1 protein-coding gene (only partly in view) is annotated in these 23,318 nt (G+C 68.1%); it reads right to left on the bottom strand.

The genetic code is table 11. The features are described 5' to 3' along the window. Positions 1-23,318: the 5' portion of a non-ribosomal peptide synthase/polyketide synthase gene (locus tag ACQPZ2_RS06490; RefSeq protein ID WP_433524725.1), read on the bottom strand. Its footprint begins 20,866 nt before the window's first position; the window shows 23,318 of its 44,184 coding nt (coding positions 1-23,318); the start codon lies at positions 23,316-23,318; its stop codon lies off the left edge, out of view.

Here is a 23,318-nt window from a genome sequence, read left to right as displayed (position 1 = left end):
AAGAACTCCCACACCGAAACGTCGAAGGTGGCGGGCGTCTTCTGCAGTACGGCGTCGGCACCGGTCAGCCCGTAGGCCGACTGCATCCACACCAGACGGTTCACGATCGCGGCATGGCTGACCGCCACACCCTTCGGACGACCGGTCGAACCCGAGGTGAAGATCACGTACGCGGTATTCGACGGGCGCAACGGCGCACGCCGCTCCGCCTCGGTCACCGGCTGGTCCGAGAGCCCGAACAGGTCGAGCAGATCGATGCGCACCTGCGCGGTATCGATCTTCAGATCGTCACCGGAGGTCAGCACGCAGACCGGATCGGCGGTGGCGAGAATGTATTCCGTGCGCTCGGCCGGATGATCCGGATCCAACGGCACATACGCGCCACCGGCCACAGCCACCGCGTACATGCCGACCACCAGATCGATGGAGCGCCGCATGCCAAGGGCCACATACGATTCCGGGCCGACACCGCGTTCGATGAGCCAGCGCGCAAGGCTGTAGACCCGGGCGCCGAACTCGGCGTAGGTCAGACTGGTCCCCTCGAACGTCAGCGCGGTCGCGTCCGGAGTCGCGGCGAGCTGGGCCTCGAACATCGAGACCAGTGTGGCGGCAGCGTCCACGTCGTGTGCGGTGTCGTTCCACTCGGACACCACGAGTTCGCGCTCGGTGGTGTCGAGCAGTTCGATATCGCCGACGACCGCGGCGGGTTCGGTGGTGATCGCGGTGAGCACCCGCACCAGGCGGTCGGCGATGCGGCGCACCGTCTGCTCGTCGAACAGGTCGCGCAGGTAGCCCGCGCGCACTCGCAGCTGCGAGTCCAGCTGCGCGATCAGGGTCAGCGGATAGTGCGTGGCGTCGGCGGCCTGCATATCGACCACGGCCATGCCATCGATATCGGCGGCCTGCGCCCGGATGCCCTCGGCATCGACCGGGTAGGACTCGAAGACCACCAGCGTGTCGAACAGACCGCCGATTCCGGCGGCGGACTGGATATCGGCCAGGCCGACGTAGTGGTGATCGAGCAGATCCGCCTGCTCGCCCTGGGTCCGGGTGAGCAACTGCTCCACCGATTCCGACGGATCGAAGCGCACCCGCACCGGGACGGTGTTGATGAACAGACCGACCATCGATTCGACGCCGGACAGCTGTGCCGGACGGCCGGAAACGGTGGTACCGAACAGCACATCGTCACGGCTGGTCATCCGGCCGATCAGAATGCCCCAGGCGACCTGCAGCACGGTATTCGGCGTGACGCCGAGCGAGGCGGCGAGCGCGGTGAGTCGAGCGGTCGCCTGCTCGTCCAGCTCGAAGAAGTATTCGCCGGACAGCGAGGTGATCTCACGGCTCGCATCCGGACGGGACAGCAGCGTCGGTTCGCTGACACCGCGCAGCGCGTGGGTCCACGCGGCCACCGAGGCCGCGTGATCCTGCTGCCTGGTCCACTCCAGGAAGTGCCGGTAGGAGCGCACCGCGGGCAGCACATTGGCATCGGCGTGCGCCGCGTAGAGCACCAGCAGATCGCGCATGAGCAGCGGCATGGACCAGCCGTCGAGCAGGATGTGGTGGTTGGAGACCACGAACTGCCAACTGCCTGTGTCCGATTGGCGGCGGCCGCGGGTCCCTTCGTGGTCACGCTCCGCTACCGCCTCCGGGCCCGTCGCGGCCGCCGCGGAAGCGGTTTGGATCAGCGTGAAGCGGATCAGCGGCGGCGCGGTCAGGTCGAAGCGCTGGGTGCGGTCGGCGGCGATGAGATCGGCGGCCTCGCCGGATTCGATCCGGTCGTGCTCGGCCCAGGCGACCCGGGCGCTGTCGAGGACGACCTGCACCGGGTTGCCGTCGGTATCGGTGACGAAGGCGGTGCGCAGGTTCTCGTAGCGGTCCACCAGAGCCTGTGCGGCCGAACGCAATCGGGTCGGATCCACCCGGCCGGTGAGCGTCAGCACGGCCTGCGCGGTGTAGACGTCCACCGAGGTGGCGGCCAGGCGCGCGTGGAACAGCAGACCCGCCTGCAGCGCGGACAGTGGCCAGATATCGGCCAGTGCCGGGAAGCGCTGCTCCCAGCTATCGATATCGCGCTGTGTTAGTTCCCGCCCCGAGCCGCCCCGCGCCGAGCGCACCAGGGCGAAGTCGGACGGTGTGTGCCCGCCCGCGCCGTTCGAATTGGCGTGCCGGGCAACCGCTTCCAGTGCGGTGGTCCACAGTTCGCCGAATTCGCGGACCTGCGCGGCATCGAGCAGGGTGCTCGGGTAGCCGATATTGGCGGTCAGCTTGTCGCCGACCACGATGGCATTGATATCCAGCGGAGCCATCGCGGGCATATCCGCGTCGTAGGCTCCGCCGAGCGCGCCGAGTTCGGCGGCCGGGATCCAGCCGAAGCCGCGCAGCGCCTCGGGCACATCACCCTCGGAGACGCGGCCCAGGTAGTTGAAGCTCACCTGGCCCGGCTGTTCGACGGGCAGTTCCGTCGCGGTCGCTTCGTTCATGTAGCGCAGCAGGCCGTAGCCGATGCCCTTGTCCGGGACCGCGAGCAGCTGCTCCTTGACCGCCTTGACGGCCTTGCCGAGCGCGGGGCCGCCGGTCAGCGCGGCATCGATATCGATGCCGGACAGGTCGAAGCGGACCGGGAAGATCGCGGTGAACCAGCCGACGGTGCGCGAGAGATCCGCGCCGGGCACGATGCCCTCTTCGCGGCCGTGGCCCTCCAGGCGGATCAGCAGCGCATCGTCGGCGCGGGCAGTGGTGCGGTCGGCGCGCCACTTCGCGGTCGCCAGGGCGAGCGCGGTCAGCAGACCGTCGTTGACGCCGCCGTGGAACAGCGCGGGCACGGTGGTCAGCAGCGCCTTGGTAACCTCGGCCGACACCTCGACCTGCAGCTTCTCGATGGCGCCCGAGGTATCCACGGCGGGATCCAGCGCACGCTCGGTCAGCAGCGGATCCGCCGTACCGACCACCGAACGCCAGTAGTCGAGTTCGGCCACCCGCTCGGCACTTTCGGCCTCGCGTCGCAGTGCGTCCGCCCAGGCCCGCATCGAGGTCGCGGGTGCGACGAGCTGCGGTTCCTGGCCCGCGGTGAGCTGGCCCCAGGCGGCGACGAAGTCCGGCACCAGGATGCGCCAGGAGACACCGTCCACCACGAGGTGGTGCGCGGCCACGATGAGTCGACCGCCGCGGCTGCCGTCCGAGGGTTCCAGCCAGACGAACCGGATCACCACGCCAGCGGCCGGATCGAGTCGATCCAGTGCGGCATCCAATGCGGCGGAAGCGATCTCGAACAGTCCCGCGTCGTCGATACCGGCATCGAATTCGGTGCGATCGATCAGCGCGTCCACGTCGATGGTGCCCGGCTCGACGGTCTCGAGGGTCCAGTCCGCATCCTCGCGGTACAGCCGCGCCCGCAGCATGTCGTGGCGGTCGACCACCGCGGCAACGGTTTTCGCGATACCCGCGCGGTCGATGCCGACCGGCAATTCGAGCGCCATGGTCTGGTTGAACCGGCCGAACGAACCCTGCCGCTGCGCCATGAACCGGACCACCGGGGTCAGCGGCATGGCGCCGATGCCGCCACCGGGCAGCTCGGCCAGCGCCTCGACGGCGGTATCGGTGCTGTCGGCGGTCTCGGCGACCGCGGCGAGTCCGGCCACGGTGCGCTGCTCGAAGACATTGCGCGGGGTGAAGACCACACCGCGCGCCTTGGCCCGCGAAACCAGCTGGATGGACACGATGCTGTCGCCGCCGAGGGCGAAGAACGAATCATCGACACCGACGCGCTCGACGCCGAGCACCTCGGCGAACACCTCGGCAATGGTGTGCTCGATCGGCGTGCGCGGTGCGCGGAAGACCACCTCGGTCGCGAATACCGGCTCCGGCAGCGCCTTGCGGTCCAGCTTGCCGACCGGGGTCAGCGGAATGTGGTCGATCACCATCACCGACGACGGCACCATGTACGCGGGCAGGCGTTCCTCGACGTGCGCGGTCAGCTCGGCGACATCGATCGAATGACCCGGTACCGCAACCACATACGACACCAGCGAGGTCGCGCCCGCCGCGCCCTTGTGGCCGACGGTGACCGCGAAGTCGACGGTCTCGTGCGAGGCCAGCGCCGCGTCGATCTCACCGAGTTCGATGCGGAAACCGCGCACCTTCACCTGGAAGTCGGAGCGGCCCACATATTCGACCTCGCCGGTACAGGGCCCACCCGTCGCCCGACCACCACCCCTCATGGAATCGCTTCGCGATGCTGGAACCCATCTGACCACGTCACCGGTGCGGTACATGCGCGCACCCGCCACGTACGGATTGGCCACGAAGCGTTCGGCGCTCAGCCCGGCGCGGGCGTGATAACCGCGCGCCAGCTGGATGCCCGACAGATACAGCTCACCCGCGACACCCACCGGCACCGGCCGGAGCTGGGCGTCCAGGATCAGCGACTGCATACCGCGGATCGGCGCACCGATCACCACCGTGTCACCGGCCACCAGCGGCTCGCTGATATTGGTCATGATGGTGGTCTCGGTCGGACCGTAGCCATTGTGGAAGTTGCGGACGGACCCGTTCTCCAGCGGTACCGCCCACTTGGCGACCAGATCCGCCGGAACCGCTTCACCACCGGCGACCAGTACCCGCAGCGAGTCGAGGCCGGTCGGATCGAAGGTGGCCAGCGCGGCGGGTGTGATGAAGGCGTGCGTCACCCGCTCGGTGCGGATCAGCTCGGACAGTTCCTCACCGCCGTACACGCCGGGCGGCGTCACCACGAGCGCACCGCCCGCGCCGACCGCGAGCAGCAGTTCCAGGATCGAGGCATCGAAGCTGGGCGAGGCGAAATGCAGTGCGCGCGAACCGGAATCGAGGTCGTAGCGCACGATCTGCTCGACGCTGAAGTTCGCGAGTCCGGCATGGGTGACCACCACGCCCTTGGGCACACCGGTGGAACCCGAGGTGTAGATGACGTAGGCCGGATGCGCCGGGCGCAGCGGGCGGACCCGGTCGGCGTCGGTGATCGGACCGCCGTCGAATCCGTCCAGGTCGAGCTCGTCCAGCACCAGCCAGCGCACCGAATCCGGCAGGCCGTCGCGAACCGCCGCGACCGTCAGGCCGACCGGCGAACCGGAATCGGTGACCATGTGCGCGATGCGCTCGGCCGGGTAGTTCGGGTCGACGGGCACGAATGCCGCACCCGTCTTCGATACCGCCCAGGCGGCGAAGACCGAATCCGCGGACCGCGGCACGCCGACGGCGACCAGATCCTCGGTGCCGATGCCCTCGGCGATGAGCAAGCGCGCCAACCGGTTCGACTGCTCGTCGAGGTCGCCGTAGGACACACGTGTCCCCTGGAACACGATGGCGGTCGCCTTCGGATCCATCGCGGCGGCCTCGGCGAGCAGCTCGGGCAGAGTGCGCGCGGGCACCGCGGGCGCACCGGTGCGGGCGATCAGATCGGCCCGCTCCTGCGCGTCGAGCACATCGATGGCACCGACCGCGACCGTCGGGTCGGCGGCGATGGCCTCCAGCACTCGCCGCCAACGCTGCGTGATCAGCTCGGCGGTCGACTCGTCGAACAGCTCGGTGGCGTAGGTGAGCGCCAAAATCATTCCGGCGGAACCGGTTTCCGACAGCGTGAACTGCAGGTCGAAGCGGGCCACATTCTCGTCGAGGTCCAGTGCGGACACCGACAGACCCGGCAATTCGAGTGCGGTGCGCTCCAGGTTCTGGAATGCGAGCATCACCTGGAACAGCGGGTTGCGTGCCTGCGAGCGTTCCGGTGCGAGCAGTTCCACGAGCCGTTCGAACGGCACGTCGGCGTTGCCGAAGGCATCCAGGTCGGTCGAGCGCACCCGGTCCAGCAGCGCCGTGAACGATTCGGACTGATCGATACCGGTGCGCAGCACGAGGGTGTTGACGAACATGCCGACGAGATCGTCGAGCGCCTGCTCACCGCGTCCCGCGATCGGCGAGCCGACGGCGATATCGTCGGTGCCCGACAAGCGGGCCAGCAGCACCGTGAGCGCGCTGTGCATCACCATGAACAGCGACGCACCGCGTTGGCGCGCAATACCTTCCAGCGCCGCGATGAGTTCGGCGGGCAGTTCGGTCTGCAGGGTCGCGCCGCGATGTGAGGCGATCGCGGGACGCGGTCGATCGGTGGGCAGCGGCAGTTCGTCCGGAACACCGTCGAGAGCGCGCTTCCAATGCGCTACCTGACGCGCCATCAGCGACGTCGGATCGTCCTCGGCGCCGAGGACTTCGCGCTGCCAGATGGCGAAGTCCGCGTACTGCACCGGCAGCGGCGCCCAGCCGGGCGCGGCGTCCTGGGCGCGCGCGGTGTAGGCGAGCATCACATCGCGGGTCAGCGGGCCGATGGAGAAGCCGTCGGCCGCGATGTGGTGCACCACGACGACGAACACATGCTCGTCGGCGCCTGCGGAGAAGAGCCTGGTCCGCAGCGGAGCCTGTTCGGACACATCGAATCCGGTGGTCACGAATTCGGTCACCGCCGCGGTCAGCTCGGCCGGATCGACCGAAACCGGCTGCAGATCGAGCGCGATCGCGTCGGCGGGCACGATCACCTGGACCGGGGTTCCACCGTGCTCCGGGTAGCGGGTGCGCAGCGATTCGTGCCTGCGCACCACATCCGCCACCGCCAGCCGCAGCGCCTCGATATCGAGCGCACCGGTCAGGCGGATGGCGACCGGAAGGTTGTAGGCCGCGGATGTGGTGTCGTACTTGTTCAGGAACCACATGCGCTGCTGCGCGAACGACAGCGGCACGAGTTCGTCGGCCTTGCGCGGGCGGGCGACCAGCCGGGCGCGCGCGGCGCCGTCGGCATGCGATTCCACTCGGGCCGCCAGCGCTTCCACGGTGGAGGCCTCGAACAGCGCGCGCACCGGGACGGTGGTGCCGAGCGCCGCGCCGATCCGGGCGACCACCCTGGTCGCGATGAGCGAGTTGCCGCCGAGGTCGAAGAAGTCGTCGTCGACACCGACCCTGGGCAGGTCGAGCACATCGGCGAAGACCGCGGCGACGGTCTCCTGCACCGGCGTCACCGGTGCGCGGAAAGCCTTGGCCTGCACCGCGGGCGCGGGCAGCGCGCGACGGTCCAGCTTGCCGTTGACGGTCAACGGAATCCACTCGAGCCGCACCAGCGCCGCGGGCACCATGTAGGACGGAAGTCGTTGCGCCGCACCGCTGCGCACCACGTCGAGGTCCGGGACGACATCGGGTTCGGCGACCACGTAGGCCACGATCCGCTGATCGCCCGGCTGATCCTCGCGCACGATGACCGCGGCCTGGGCGATGCCCGGCTGGGCCAGAATGGCGGATTCGATCTCACCGAGTTCGATGCGGAAGCCGCGCACCTTGACCTGATCGTCGGCGCGGCCCAGGTACTCGAGCTCGCCGAAGCGGTTCCAGCGCGCGAGGTCGCCGGAGCGGTACAGGCGTGTGCCCGCGGCCTCCGCGTCGGCGAGGGGGTTCGCGACGAAGCGGGTGGTGGTCAGGTCCGAGCGGCCGAGGTAGCCGCGGGCCAACTGCGGTCCCGCGACATACATTTCGCCCGCGACACCGACCGGCACCGGCCGCAGCCGGTTGTCGAGGACGTACACGCGCAGACCCGCGATGGCGCGGCCGACCACGCTGCCGGAGGCGGCGGCGATGGTCGCGGCGTCCAGCGCACGGTAGGACACGTGCACCGTGGTCTCGGTGATGCCGTACATATTGACCAGCAGCGGAGCGACATGCGCCGAGCGCCGGTCGGTGCCGTCACCGTGTCGGGCAACCCAATCCGAGAGCCTGCGCAATTCGAGGGCTTCACCGCCGAACACCACGTAGCGCAAGGCCAGCGGTTCGGCATCCGGCGCGGCATTGCGATCCGCCTCGGCCAGTTGGTAGAACGCGGACGGCGTCTGGTTGAGCACCGTGACCTGCTCCACCCGCAGCAGTTCCAGGAACTGTTCGGGCGAGCGCGAGGTGTAGTAGTCGACGACCACCAGGGTGCCGCCGAACAGCAGCGGACCCCACAGCTCCCACACCGAGAAGTCGAAGGCGTAGGAGTGGAACAGTGTCCACACATCGCGGGGGCCGAAGCCGAAGTCGCGATCGGTATTGGCGAACAGCCGCACCACATTCCGATGCGCGACCGCCACACCCTTCGGGCGTCCGGTGGAGCCGGAGGTGTAGATCACGTACGCGACATTGTCCGGGGTGAGCGCCGCGAGACGGTCGGCATCGGTGATCGGCGCATCGTCGGCGTCCTCGACATTGCCGGTCTCCACCGCGAATCCGTCGAGCACCACGGTCGGCAGCTCGTCGGGCACCCTCACCTGAACCGTCGAATCGAGGATCACACTGGTCGGACGCGAATCCGCGAGCACGTAGGCGATGCGGTCGGCCGGGTAGGTCGGGTCGACAGGCACATAGCCCGCACCGGTCTTCACCACCGCGAGCAACGCGACCACGAGATCGAGCGAGCGCGGCAGGATCACCGCGACCAGCGATTCGGGACCCGCGCCGTCGGCGATCAGCCTGCGCGCCAATACATTCGCGCGCCGGTCCAGCTCCGCGTAGGTCAGCGATTCGATGCCGAATTTGGCCGCCGTATTGTCCGGATGCGCGGCCACCGCCTGCTCGAACAGATCGACCAGCGTGGTCCCCGGTGCACTGAATCGCGGTGCGCTGTATCGGATTGCGGCGCTCCCGGTGCCCTGCGTGCGCGAGTACGCCTTGCCGAGCGCTGTCTCGACGGCCCCCCGTGCTGCCTCCGGGCCCGTCGCTCGCGCCAGGCTGTCGAATCCGGACGACACCCAGCGCTGCGACACATTGAGCCGCTCGGCCTCACCGAGCAGATCGATATCACCGATGACGATCTCGGGATCCTCGACCACACTCTGCAGAATCCGGACCAGGCGATCGGCGAACGATGCCACCGTCTCCGGATCGAACAGCTCGGTGGCGTAGTTCCAGGACAGGCCCAGTGCACCGTCGGCAGTCTCGCCGACGGTCAGCTGCACATCGAATTTGGCTGTGCCGGGATCGAATTCGACCACCGACAGCTCGACACCCGGCAGCGCGACGGTGCCCATTTCCGCGGCCGACGCGGCCTCGAAGGTCAACGCAACCTGGAACAGCGGATGGTGTGCCTGGGACCGGGCCGGGCTGTGTCTACCCACCCCGGCGGCTCCGCCGCCTTGCCGTCCCCAGAGGACATCCACCAGCCGCTCGAACGGCACATCGGCATTGGCGAAGGCCGCGAGATCGGTGCGACGCACCTGTGCGAGCAGATCGCTGAACTTGGCGCTCGGCTCGACCTCGTTGCGCAGCACCAGCGTATTGACGAACATGCCGACCAGATCGTCGAGCGCGCGTTCACCGCGGCCCGCGATCGGGGTGCCGATAGCGATATCGGTGCTGTTGGACAGCCGGGCCGCCCAGGCCGCAAGTGCCGCGTGCATGACCATGAACAGCGTGACCCCACGCGCGCGGGCGAGTTCGGCCAGCGCGCCGTGCAATTCGGTGTCGATCGAGAAGCCGTGCGTGCCACCGGCATTGGACGCGACCTCGGGCCGCGAGCGGTCGGCGGGCAGTTCGATCTGATCGGGCAGATCGGCCAGCTGCTCGGTCCAGTACGCGAGCTGCTGTGCCGCGACCGATTCCGGATCGTCCTCGCTGCCGAGCACGTCGCGCTGCCACAGCGTGTAGTCGGCGTACTGGACATCCAGCGGCGTCCAGGCGGGCGCCTCGCCGCGACTGCGCTCGGTGTAGGCCAGCACCACGTCACGCAGCAGCGGACGCAGCGAGAAACCGTCACCACTGATGTGGTGCATGACGAGCACCGCGACATGGTTCTGCGCATCGATGCTGAGCAGGTTGGCCCGGAACGGCACCTCGCTGGTCACATCGAAGTGCACGCTCGCCAGCTCGACGATGCGCGCGGGCACCGCGCCGGGGGCGATCGCCTCGGTCGCCAGCTCGAAGCGCACCTCGTCGGTGTGCAGCACGTGCTGGTAACCGGTGCCTTCGACCTCCGGGTAGATGGTGCGCAGCGCCTCGTGCCTGGCCAGCACGTCGCCGACGGCGGCGTTCAGCGCGGCGATATCGACATCGCCGGTGAGCCGGACGGCCACCGGAATGTTGTTGACCGCGGTGCGGTTGTCGAAGCGGTTCAGGAACCACATCCGCTGCTGGGCCAGCGACAGCGGTACCAGCTCGGGGCGCGGTTGCGGAGTCAGCGGTGCGCGACCGCCTTCGCCCGCGGCCGATTCCACCAGTGCGGCCAGTGCCGCGACATTCGAAGCCTCGAACAGCGCGCGCACCGGGATCTGGGTGTCCAGCGCCGCACCGAGTCGCGCGGCGACCTGGGTTGCGATCAGTGAGTTGCCGCCCAGTTCGAAGAAATCGTCGTCCAGACCGACGCCGTGGCCGACGCCCTGCAGACCAAGCACCTCGGCGAAGGTGCCCGCGACGATCTCCTCCACCGGGGTGGTCGGCGCGCGGAATACCTTGGCCGCGAACGTCGGTGCGGGCAGCGCCTTGCGATCCAGCTTGCCGGAGGCATTGAGCGGGAACTCGTCGAGCACCATGTATGCCGCTGGCACCATGTACGCGGGCAACTGCTCGCCGAGCGTGTTCTTGACGGTCTCGATCTCGATGGCCCGGTCCGGATTTGCGACCAGGTAGGCGACCAGCTGATCGCCGGTCCGGTCATCCGAATGCACCAGCACGACCGCCTGCGCGACCGCGGCCTGCGCGGTGAGCGCCGACTCGATCTCACCGAGTTCGATGCGCAGACCGCGCAGCTTCACCTGGAAGTCGGTGCGGCCCAGGTATTCCAGTTCACCGCGCGGCGTCCACATGACGAGGTCACCGGTGCGGTACATGCGCTCGGCGGCACCGAACGGGTTCGCGACGAAACGTTCGGTGGTCAGGTCCGGGCGGCCGACATAGCCGTGCGCCAGCTGCGCGCCCGCCAGATACAGCTCCCCCGGGACGCCCGCGGGCACCGGACGCAACCGCGAATCCAGCACGTACACCTGGGTGTTGAACACCGGCGCACCGATCGGCACCGAGCTGATATCGGCGTCGGTGACCTCGTGGAAGGTGACATCGACCGCGGCCTCGGTGGGACCGTACAGGTTGTGCAGTCGCGCGCCGGTCAGCTGGCGCAGGCGCTGCGCGGCCACGGCGGGCAGCGCCTCACCGGAGGCGAAAACATTACGCAGACTGGTGCATTCGGCCGCGCGGTCCTCGGCGACGAATACCGAGAGCATGGACGGCACGAAGTGTACCGTGGTGACCTGCTCGTCGACGATCAGGCGCGCCATATAGGCCGGATCGCGGTGACCGTCCGGCTTGGCGACGACCAGGCGCGCGCCGACCTGCAAGGGCCAGAAGAACTCCCACACCGACACGTCGAAGGTCGCCGGAGTCTTCTGCAGCACAACGTCTTCGGCGGACAAGCCGTATTCGGCGTGCATCCACACCAGGCGGTTGACGATCGCCGCGTGCGAGACCGCGACCCCCTTGGGACGACCGGTCGAACCCGAGGTGAAGATCACGTACGCGGTATTGCCCGGACGCAGCGGGCGATGCCGATCCGCGTCGGTCAGCGGTTCGTCCGAGAACTCGGCGAGATCGAGTTCATCGATGCGGACCTGGCGCGACACCGTGGTCTCCAGATCGGTGCCGGAGGTCAGCACGCAGACCGGTCGCGCGGTCTCCAGGATGTAGTCGATGCGCTCGGCCGGATGATCCGGATCCAGCGGCACGTACGCACCACCGGCGGCATTGATCGCGTACATGCCGACGACCAGATCGATCGAGCGCCGCATGCCAAGGGCCACATAGGATTCCGGGCCGACGCCGTTCTGCTTCAGCCAGCGCGCCAGTCGGTGCACCCGGGCGGCGAACTCGGCATATGTCAGCGTCGCGGAGCGACTCGATGAGGGGTGGTGGTCGGGCGACGGGTGGGCCAGACTTGTCCCCTCGTAGCTGACCGCGTAGGCGTCCGGCGTGCGCAGCACCTGCGCCTCGAACAGTGAGACCAGCGTCGCGGCCGCATCGCCGACCGGCGAGGTCAGTGCCGCGTCCACCGGGAATTCGGTCTCGTTCCACCGGTCGAGCACCTGGGTCCGCTCGGTGTCGTCGAGCAGGTCGATATCGCCCACCACGATCGCCGGTGCGGCGGTGATACCGCGCAGCACCCGGACGAAGCGCTCGGCGAAGGCGTCAGCGAACCGATCGTCGAAAAGGTCGGTGGCATAGACGAGTTCAGCGGCCATCTCCGATTCCGCGCCCTCGCTCAGCGTGAGCTGCAGGTCGACCTTGGCGGTCGGCGGATCGATACCGAGTTCGGAAACCGCGAGTCCGGGCAGCTCCAGCGAGGTGCGCCCGAGGTTCTGGAACGACAGCATCACCTGGAACAGCGGATGCCGCGCCTGCGAGCGGGCCGGGTTCAGCACCTCGACCAAACGCTCGAACGGCACGTCGGCGTGGGCGAAGGCCTGCAGATCGCGCTCGCGCACCTGGGCGAGCAGATCGGTGAACGCTTCGGTCGGATCGACCTGGGTGCGCAGCACCAGGGTGTTGACGAACATGCCGACCAGGTCGTCGAGGACCTGCTCGCCACGACCGGCCACCGGGATGCCGATGGCGATGTCATCCGAACCGCTCAGCCGCGCGAGCAGAGTCGCGAAGGCGCTGTGCACCACCATGAACAGCGTGGTGTTGTGCTCGTGCGCGACGCGGTTGAGCGCCTCGACGAGTGCGCCGGGCAGCTGGAATCGGTGCGTGCGTGCCGCATACGACGCGACGACCGGCCGCGGCTTGGGCGAGAGACGCAGTTCCTCCGGCAGTCCGGCCAGGGTTTCGCGCCAGTACCCGAGCTGTTCGGAGATCAGCGAGGTCGGATCGTCCTCGGAGCCGAGCGTTTCACGCTGCCACAGTGCGTAATCCACGTACTGCACCGCGAGTGGCGGCCAGACCGGCGCGGATTCCGAACTACGCGCGATGTAGGCCGACATCAGATCGCGGACCAGCGGACGCATCGAGAAGCCGTCCGCCGCGATGTGATGCACCACGACCGAGAGCACGTGGTTCTGCGTGTTGTCGCGCCACTTCTTACTGCTCAGCGGCGCGCGCTCGACCTGGTAGAGCCGAATCCGCACCGGGGATTCGGTCGTGATGTCGAAACCGCGACCGATGAATTCGTAGAGGGCACTGCCCAATTCGCTTTCGGCGACCGGGACGATCTCCAGTTCCGGAATCGCCCGCGCGGCCGGAAGCACCTGCTGGTAGGCCACGCCCTCGTGCGACGGGTAGATCGTGCGCAGCGATTCGTGCCGGGTGATCACATCGGCGATCGCGCCGCGCAACGCGGGCAGATCGAGATGCCCGTGCAGCCGCACCGCCGCCGGAATATTGTCGGCGGCCGAATCGGCGTCGAAGCGGTTGAGGAACCACATCCGCTGCTGTGCGAGCGACAGCGGCGGGTACTCCGGCCGCGGGCGCACGGTCAGCGCCTGGCGGGCACCGGCCCCGGCGCTGGCCTCCATGCGCGCGGCGAGCGCGGCGACGGTCGGCGCCTCGAACAGCAGGCGCACCGGAACCTGGGTGTCCAGTGCCGCGCCGAGCCGCGCCACCACCTGGGTGGCGACCAGCGAGTTGCCGCCGAGATCGAAGAAGTTGTCGTCGATGCCGATGCGCTCGTGGCTCAGCACATCGCTGAAAATGTCGACGACGATCTCTTCGATCGGGGTCGACGGTGCGCGGAATTCCTTGGACTCGAAGACGGGTTCGGGCAGCGCGCGCCGATCGAGCTTGCCGTTGGGGTTCAACGGCATGGCGTCGAGCACCACGATGGCGGCGGGGACCATGTACGACGGCAGCTGCTCGGTCAGGTGCGCGCGCAGCTCGTCGAGGTCGACCGTGCCGCCAGTGGCGGGCACCACATAGGCGACCAGCTGATCGCCGGTCCGCGCATCCGCACGCACCAGCGCGACCGCCTGGGCCACCGAATCGTGTGTGGTGAGGGCGGTTTCGATCTCACCCAGTTCGATGCGCAGACCGCGCAGCTTCACCTGGAAGTCGGTCCGGCCGAGATAGACGATGGCACCGTCCGCGTTGCGGGTCACCAGGTCGCCGGTGCGGTACATCCGGGATCCGGAGGAGCCGAACGGGTTCGCCACGAAGCGATCCGCGGTCAGATCGGTACGCCCGAAGTAGCCGCGCGCCAACTGCGCACCGGCCAGATACAGCTCACCCGCGACACCCGGCGCGACCGGATGCAGGCGGGCATCGAGCACATACGCCTGGGCATTCCAGACCGGCAGACCGATCGGCACCGCGCCGACCAGACCCTGCGCCACCGGGCCGTGCGTCGCGTGCACCGCGAATTCGGTCGGGCCGTAGAGGTTGTAGAGCTCGGCGGAGCTGACCTTACGAATGGCGGCGACGGTGTCACCGGTGAAGGCCTCACCGGCGACCAGCAATGCGCGCAACGACTCGAGTGCCGCGCCACCGGCGGCATCCACACTGCCCGCGAAGACGGTCAGCATGGACGGCACGAACGAGGTCATGGTGACCCGTTCGGCCGCGATGACTTCCGCGAGGTACTGCGGGTCGCGATGACCGTCCGGGGTGGCCACGACAATTCGGCCGCCGGTGGACAACGGACCGAACAGCTCCCACACAGACACGTCGAACGTTGCCGGGGTCTTGAACAACACGACGTCATCAGCACCGATGCCGTATTCACCGGTGATCCAACGGATCTGGTTCACCACCGCGGAATGCGGCAGCGCCACACCCTTCGGACGACCGGTCGAACCGGAGGTGAAGATGACGTACGCGGTGTTCTCCGCCCGCAGCGGCGCGATCCGCTCCGCATCGGTGACCGGCGCATCCGAGTACTCGGACAGCTCCAGCTCATCGATGGAAAGCGTGGGCAGCCCGCCGCTTTCGAAGTTGTCCCGCGAGGTCGTCAGCACACAGGCCGGTGCTGCCGACTCGAGCACATAGCTGATCCGCTCGGTGGGCTGATCCAGGTCCAGCGGCACATAGCCGCCGCCTGCCTCCTGCACCGCGTACGCCGCGACCACGAAATCGACCGAACGCCGCAGACCGAGGGCGACAAGCTTTTCCGGTCCGACGCCGGCCTCGATCAACCGCCGCGCCAAACGGTGCACGCGCGCACCGAATTCGGCATACGTCAGCGAGGTGCCGATGGCCGGATCCACGATCGCGACCGCATCCGGCGTGGCCGCGGCCTGCGCGGCGAACTCGCCGACCAAGGTGAGCCCGGCACCCTTGCGAACACCGGAGCGACGCGGGGTGCGGCCGGGCTGACGACGCGGCAGCAAATCGTGCTTGGTGTCGTTCCAGCCGAGGACCGCGAGTGCGGTTTCCTGATCGTCGAGCAGTTGGATATCGCCGATCGGCACGGTCGGATCGGCGATGATGGCCGCCAGGATCCGATCGAGGCGCCGCGCGAAGGCCGCCACCGTGTCCTCGTCGAAAAGATCGAGGGCGTAGGAGATTTCGGCCGACATACCGGCGGCCTCGCCCGATTCCTGGGTCTCCTGCAGGGTCAGCTGCAGATCGAATTTGGCCAGTCGCGCGTCGTAATCGATGCCGTTGACCGACAGTCCGGGCAGTTCCAGGTTGGCCTGCTTGACGTTCTGGAACGCCAGCATCACCTGGAACAGCGGATTGCGGGCCTGCGAGCGGGCCGGGTTCAGGATTTCGACCAGGCGCTCGAACGGCAGATCCGCGTGCGCGAACGCCTGCAGGTCGGTTTCCCGAGCCAGGGCGAGCAGGTCGGCGAAGCTCGCCGAACCCGCGACATCGGTGCGCAATACGAGCGTATTGACGAACATGCCGATCAGGTCGTCCAGCGCGGCCTCACCACGACCGGCGGCCGGGGTACCGATCGCGATATCGCTGGTACCGCTGGCCCGCGCCAGCAGCACGGCGAGCGCGCTGTGCATGACCATGAACAGCGACGAATTGTGCTTGCGCCCCAAATCGATGAGCGCACGCTGGGTCTCGGCGGAGATCACGAACGCGTAGGTGCCGCCGCGGTAGGAGGCGATCGCCGGACGCGGGCGGTCCGAAGGCAGCACCAATTCGTCGGGCAGATCGGCGAGTTGTTCGGTCCAGTACCGGATCTGGCTGGAGATCAGCGATTCCGGATCGCCCTCGGAGCCGAGCACCTCGCGCTGCCACAGCGCGTAGTCCGCGTACTGCACCGGCAGCGCGGACCAGGCGGGCGACTCCCACGAGGTGCGCGCCGCGTACGCCACCATGACGTCACGCGCCAGCGGCCCCATCGACCAACCGTCGGCCGAAATGTGGTGCACCACCATGCCGAGTACGAACTCGGACTCGCTGATCTCGAAAAGCCTTGCGTGCAAAGGCACTTCGTCGGTGACGTCGAAAGCCATGGAGGCCAGGTCGATCAGATGCTCGACCAGCGTCTCCTCGGTGACCCGGTACGGGGTCAGGTCGGGCACGATCTGCGCCGCGTCGAGCACCACCTGAACCGGACCGCTCTTGGTCTCCGGGAAGACGGTGCGCAGCGATTCGTGCCGGTCGATCACGTCGATGACGGCGACCTGCAGTGCGGCGACATCGAGGTCACCGGAGAGCCGGATGGCGACCGGAATGTTGTTGACCGCCGAGGCGGTATCGAAGCGGTTGAGGAACCACATGCGCTGCTGTGCGAGCGACAGCGGCACCTCTTCCGGGCGCTCCCGGGCGACCAGCGCACTGCGGGCACCGGCACCGGCATGCGATTCCACCCGGGCCGCCAGCGCGGCCACGGTGGACGCCTCGAATACCATCCGCACCGGCACCCGGGTATCGAGTGCGGTGCCGATGCGCGAGGCCACCTGGGTGGCGATCAGCGAGTTGCCGCCGAGTTCGAAGAAGTCGTCGTCCACGCCGACGCGCGGCAGGTCGAGCACCTCACCGAAGATCTGGGCGACGATCTCCTCGATGGGTGTGCTCGGCGCACGGAAGGTGTGCACCTCGAAGACCGGCTTGGGCAGGGCGCGCCGATCGAGCTTGCCGTTCGCATTGAGCGGCATGGCCTCGAGCGTCACGAACGCCGCGGGCACCATGTAGGTGGGCACCATGCCTGCCAGATGCGTGCGCAGCGCGGTATCGAATCCCGCCTCCGGCTCGGCCTCGGTCGGCACCACATAGGCGACCAACTGGTCGCCGAGCCGGCTGTCGGAACGGACCAGCGCGACCGCCTGCGCCACCGCCGGATGGGCGCGCAAGGCGGCTTCGATCTCGCCGAGCTCGATCCGGACACCGCGCAGTTTCACCTGGAAGTCGGTGCGACCGCTGTAGACGATCTGTCCCGCGGCATCGCGGGTCACCAGGTCACCGGTGCGGTACATGCGAGAACCGCTGGGGCCGAACGGATTCGCGACGAAGCGGTCGGCCGTCATATCCGGCCGGGTGAGATAACCGCGCGCCAGCTGGTCGCCCGACAGATACAGCTCACCCGCGACACCCGGGGGCACCGGATGCAGTCGCGCGTCGAGCACATAGGCCTGGGTATTCCAGACCGGCGCACCGATCGGCACCGCGCCACGCACCACCTCGCCGACGACGGCATGGGTGGCGTTGACGGTGAATTCGGTTGGGCCGTAAAGGTTTATCAGCGTGATATCGGGCCGGCCGAGCTTGCGGAACGCCTCAACCGCCTCACCGGTGAACGCCTCACCACCGACCAGCAGCATGCGCACCGAGCTCAGCGCCGCCGAATCGACGGTACCGGCGAATACGGTCAGCAGCGACGGCACGAACGAGGTCACGGTGACCTGTTCGGCGGCGATGACCTCGGTCAGATATTGGGTGTCACGATAGCCGTCGTGGGTGGCGATCACGGTCCGGCCACCGGTCAGCAAGGGCGCCAACGGCTCCCACACCGACGCGTCGAAGGTGGCCGGAGTCTTGTACAGCGCGACATCGTCGGCGCCGAGCCCGAATTCGCTGATGAGCCAGCGCATCTGGTGCACCAGCGCGGCATGCGAGACCCCGACGCCCTTCGGGCGACCGGTGGAACCCGAGGTGAAGATCGCGTACGCCAAATGCTCTGGGCGCAAAGGCGATACGCGCTCGGCATCGGTCACCGGGGCATCGGAGATCCCCGACAGATCGAGCTCGTCGACAACGAGCGACTCCAGGCCCTCCGGCGCGAACCGGTCCCGCGACGTGGTCAGCACATAGGCAGGCGCCGCGGTATCGAGCACATGGGCGATGCGTTCGGCAGGCTGATCGAGATCGAGCGGCACATAGGTGCCACCGGCCTCGAGCACCGCGTGGATCGCGGTCATCAGGTCGAGCGAGCGCCGCATACCGAGCGCGACCGGGACATCCGGGCCGACGCCCGCCTGGATCAGCCAGCGCGCGAGCGCGTGCACCCGAGACCCGAAATCCGCATACGTCAACGACGCACCGACGGCCGGGGTGAAACCGTCGACGGAGCGGTCGACCACGGCGATCGCGTCCGGTGTCGCGGCCACCTGGCGGGTGAACAGATCGCTCACCGTCCCGGCCGTATCGAGCGCACGCGGCGCACCGTGCCAGCCGTCGCGTGCCAGCTCGACTTCGCGTTCGTCGAGCAGATCGATATCACCGACGATCGCCGCCGGATCCGCGGTCACACCGCGCAGAATCCGTACCAGCCGATCGGCGAACGACGAGACGGTCGCCTCGTCGAACAGGTCGGTGGCGTAGGAGACGACCACCGAAACGCCCGCGGGCTCACCCTGGTTGCCGCGCTGTTCGGTCAGCGTCCAGAGCAGATCGAATTTGGCGATGTGGACTTCGAGTTCGGCGGCCGACACCGACAGTCCGGGCAGTTCCAGTGTGCCGTGCGACATCTCCTGGAACGACAGCATCACCTGGAACAGCGGATGCCGCGCCTGCGAGCGGGTCGGGTTGACCACCTCGACGAGACGTTCGAACGGAACGTCGCTGTAGGCGAACGCCGCGAGGTCGACTTCCCTGGTGCGCCCGAGGAATTCGGTGAAGGACCGACCCGGATCGACCTCCGAGCGCAGCACGAGCGTGTTGACGAACATGCCGATCAGGTCGTCGAGGGCCTGTTCGCCACGTCCGGCGACCGGGGTGCCGATGGCGATATCGGTGGTGCCGGACAGCCGGGCCAGCAGCAGTGCGAGCGCGGCGTGCAGCACCATGAACGGGGTCGCGCCCTCGGCGCGGGCCAGTGCGCTCAGCCGGGTGTGCAGTTCGGCATCGATATCGAAAGCGAACTGCGCGCCGCGGAAGCTCTGCACCGGCGGACGCTGCCGATCGGTGGGCAGATCCAGCTGATCCGGCAGACCGGCCAGCGCATCCCGCCAGTAGGCGATCTCGCGGGCGGCCATGGACTCGGAATCGCTTTCGGCGCCGAGCAATTCGCGCTGCCACAGGGTGTAGTCGCGGTACTGCACCGGCAGGGGCGCCCAGGCGGGCGCTTCCCCGGCCGCGCGGGCCAGATACGCGGTCGTGACGTCGCGCGCGAGCGGCCCGAACGAGAAGCCGTCCGCCGCGATGTGGTGCACGACGAAGGCGAGCGCGTACTCGGGCGTGTCATCCGAGGACGCACCGATGATCTGATACAGGCGCACCCGAATGGGCAGCTCGGTCGAGACATCGAAGCCAGCCGAGGCGAATTCGGTGAGCACGTCGAGCAATTCGGCCACCGCGAGCGGCTGCACGTCGACATCGAGGTCGACCTGGTCGATCGGCAGCACCTGCTGATAGGCGCCGTCGCCCGAGTTGGGGAAGATGGTGCGCAGCGATTCCTGGCGGGTCAGCACATCGGTGAGTGCGGCCCGCATCGCGTCGAAATCGACGCGACCGCCCAACCGCACCACGAACGGCAGGTTGTAGGTCGGCACCGTGGAGTCGAACTGGTTGATGAACCACATCCGCTGCTGTGCCAGCGACAGCGGCACCCGCTCGGGCAGTTCCTGGGCCACCAGGGCCGGTCGTGGCCGATCGGTGGGCGGCGCCGATTCGGCGCGGGCGGCCAGACCGGCCACGGTCGGGGTCTCGAACAGCGCGCGCACGCCGATCCGGGTGCCGAATGCCGCGCCGATCCGCGCCACCACCTGGGTGGCGACCAGCGAGTTGCCACCCAGATCGAAGAAGTTGTCATCGATGCCGACGCGTTCCTGGCTGAGCACATCGGCGAAGATGGCCGCCACGATCTGCTCGGCCGGGGTACGCGGCGCCCGGAAGGCGGTCGCGTCCACGCTGAACACCGGCTCCGGCAAAGCCTTTCGGTCCAGCTTGCCGGAGGTGTTGAGCGGGAATGCGTCCAGCACCATGATCGCCGCGGGCACCATGTAGCTCGGCAGCTTTTCCGCGACGAACCGGGTGAGTTCGATCGGTTCGATCGACCGGCCCGGCGCGGGCACGACATAGGCGACCAACTGCTGACCGGTCGCGGTATCCATCACCAGCACCGCGGCCTGGCTGACCGCGGGATGGGCAAGCAGATCGGTTTCGATCTCACCGAGCTCGATGCGCTGACCGCGGAATTTCACCTGGAAGTCGGTGCGGCCGATGTATTCCAGGGTCCCCGCGACATTCCAGCGCACCAGGTCACCGGTGCGGTACATGCGCTCGCCATTGCTGCCGAACGGGTTGGCGACGAACCGATCCGAGGTCAGATCCGGGCGACCGCGGTAACCGCGCGCCAGCTGACGCCCGCCCAGATACAGCTCACCCGGTGCGCCGACGGCCGCCGGGCGCAGCCGCGAATCCAGCACGTAGACCTGGACATTCCACTCCGGAATACCGATCGGCACCGTGACGGTGTCGGCGGCGGTGGCCTCCCAGTAGGTGACCGAGACGGCGGCCTCGGTGGGGCCGTACAGGTTGTGCAGACCGGCCGAGGTAAGAGCGCGGAAACCCGCGGCGGTCTCCGGCGGCAGCGCCTCACCGATGACGAAAACCGCACGCAGCGTGGCACATTGGACGGCGGTGGCATGGGCGACGAAAACCGTCAGCATGGACGGCACGAAGTCGGTGACGGTGACCCCGTGCCGCTCGATCATCTCGGCGACATACAGCGGATCGCGGTGCCCGTCCGGAGTCGCGACAACAAGTTTCGCGCCGACCATCAGCGGCAGGAAATAACCCCACAGCGATACGTCGAAGGTGGTCGCGGTCTTCTGCAGGTACACATCGTCGGCAGTCAGGCGGTACTCGTCGAGCATCCACAGCTGCTGGTTGACGATCGCATGATGGGTTACCGCAACGCCTTTCGGGCGTCCGGTCGAACCCGAGGTGTAGATCACGTAGGCGGTGTTGTCCGGCCGCAGCGGACCGAGGCGCTCGGCATCGGTGACCGGGGCATCGTCGTACGCGGAGACGTCGAGGGTGTCGATTTCCACCCGGCGCACCGATTCCGGCAGCTCGAGTTCGTCACCGGAGACCGTCAGCACACAGACCGGTGCCGCGGACTCGAGGATGTAGGCGGTGCGATCCGCCGGATGATCCGGATCGATCGGCACATACGCGCCACCGGCCTTGAGCACCGCGTGCATACCGACGACGAGATCGAGCGAACGTCGCATGCCAAGTGCGACAAGCGATTCCGGGCCGACACCGTCGGCGATCAGGAACCGGGCCAGGCGATTGACCCGCGCGGCGAACTCCGCATAGGTCAGCGTCGCGGAGCGACTCGATGAGGGGTGGTGGTCGGGCGACGGGTGGGCCAGCTGCGCGCCCTCGAAATCGAGGGCGACGTTGTCCGGGGTCAGCTGAATCTGCGCATCCAGCAGGGCCGCCAGGGTGGTTTCCGGGACGTCCTGCTCGGAGTCGTTCCACTCCGCGACGGTCAGCTCCCGCTCCGCCGCGGTGGTCAGCTCGAGGCCCCAGACCGGCGCATCCGCTTCGGCCCGCAGGAAGCGCTCGAAGAATTCGAGGAAGCGTTCGTGCTGCCGCTGTGTCTCCGCCTCGGAGTACAGGTTCGGGTTCGTCTCGAAGTCGATGCGCGCGCGCGAACCGCCCTCGGACTGATAGAAGTTGACGCCGAGATCCTCGATGCTGCCGGTCGACAGCACCACCATGGTGCCGACCATCGAGCCCATGCTGATCTTGTCCTGGAACAGCATGATATTGATCCAGGGGCCGAAGAACTCCCTGGTCACCGCGCCGGCACCGGCCGCGTCGCGGCGGATGTCCTCGTGCCGGTAACGCTGGTGCCGCAGCGCGCCGGTCACCTCGACCTGGACCTGCTTGAGCACATCGGCGACGGTGGTCTCGTGCCCGATCCGCAGCCGCAACGGCACGATATTCGACGAGACGCCGCCGGAGCGGCGCATCACGGCGGTGGTCCGCGCGGTCACCGGCAGGCTGAGGATCACGTCCTCGGAGCTGGTCCACTGCGCCAGATATCCGGCGAACGCGGCGAGCAGCAACCCGGCCGGCGACGAATCATGGCGCGCCACGGCCGCTTCCAGCACCGCGTTCTGCTCGTCCGCGAGCAGCACACTGCTGAGGGTGTTGATCGGCGCAGGTCCCGCGGACCGGCCCGCCAGACTGGTGCCGTCCTCCACACCGGCGACCCGCTCGGCCCAGTACTTCTTGTCCGACTGGAACCGGGAACTGTCCCGGTAGGCCATCTCCTGCTCGTAGAGCGTGCGCAGGTGCGCGGCATTGGCCGGTGCGGGCTCGGTGCCGTTCAACAGGGCGGTGTACCAGTCGGCGACCCTGGAAAGGTTGGTCACCGCGCCGAAGCCGTCCAGCACGATGTGGTGGGCGCGCAGGTACAGGTACCAGTGGTGATCGCCCACCTGCAGGCCCGCGAAGCGCAGCAGCCGATCCTCGAGCAGGTTCAGCGGGGCGCTGTACTCGGCGCGCATCCACGCCATGGCGGCGGCCTGGGGATCGGCCTCACCGCGGAAGTCGACGTAGTAGACCTTGTCCCGGTCCGGAATGGTGTAGTCGATCCACTGATACGGCTGGCCGTCGATCTCGGTGATGCAGAGCATGCCGGAGCCGCGCTCCTGCCCGGAGCTGATCAGCGCTTCGCGCAGGACCTTCAGGTCGAGGTCGCCGTGCAGGTCGACGTACTGCGCGATGTTGATCGGCACCTGCGGGTCGACGTGCTGGGCGTACCAGATACCCAGCTGCGCCGGGGACAACGGGAACGGCTCGCTCGACTCCCTCGAAGCAGCGTGCGTCCGTTCGCCACCAGTTTCGCCGTTTCCGCCGAAATCCAGCCGGTCCAACCGTAACCTCGCTTCCGGAACACCACACGAGCGCTCCCCGATGAACACCGGGACGTCGACGCGCAC

The organism is Nocardia pseudovaccinii (assembly GCF_050942345.1).
GTDB classification, from domain to species: Bacteria; Actinomycetota; Actinomycetes; order Mycobacteriales; family Mycobacteriaceae; genus Nocardia; species Nocardia pseudovaccinii.
This window is presented reverse-complemented; position numbering and strand designations above follow the sequence as displayed.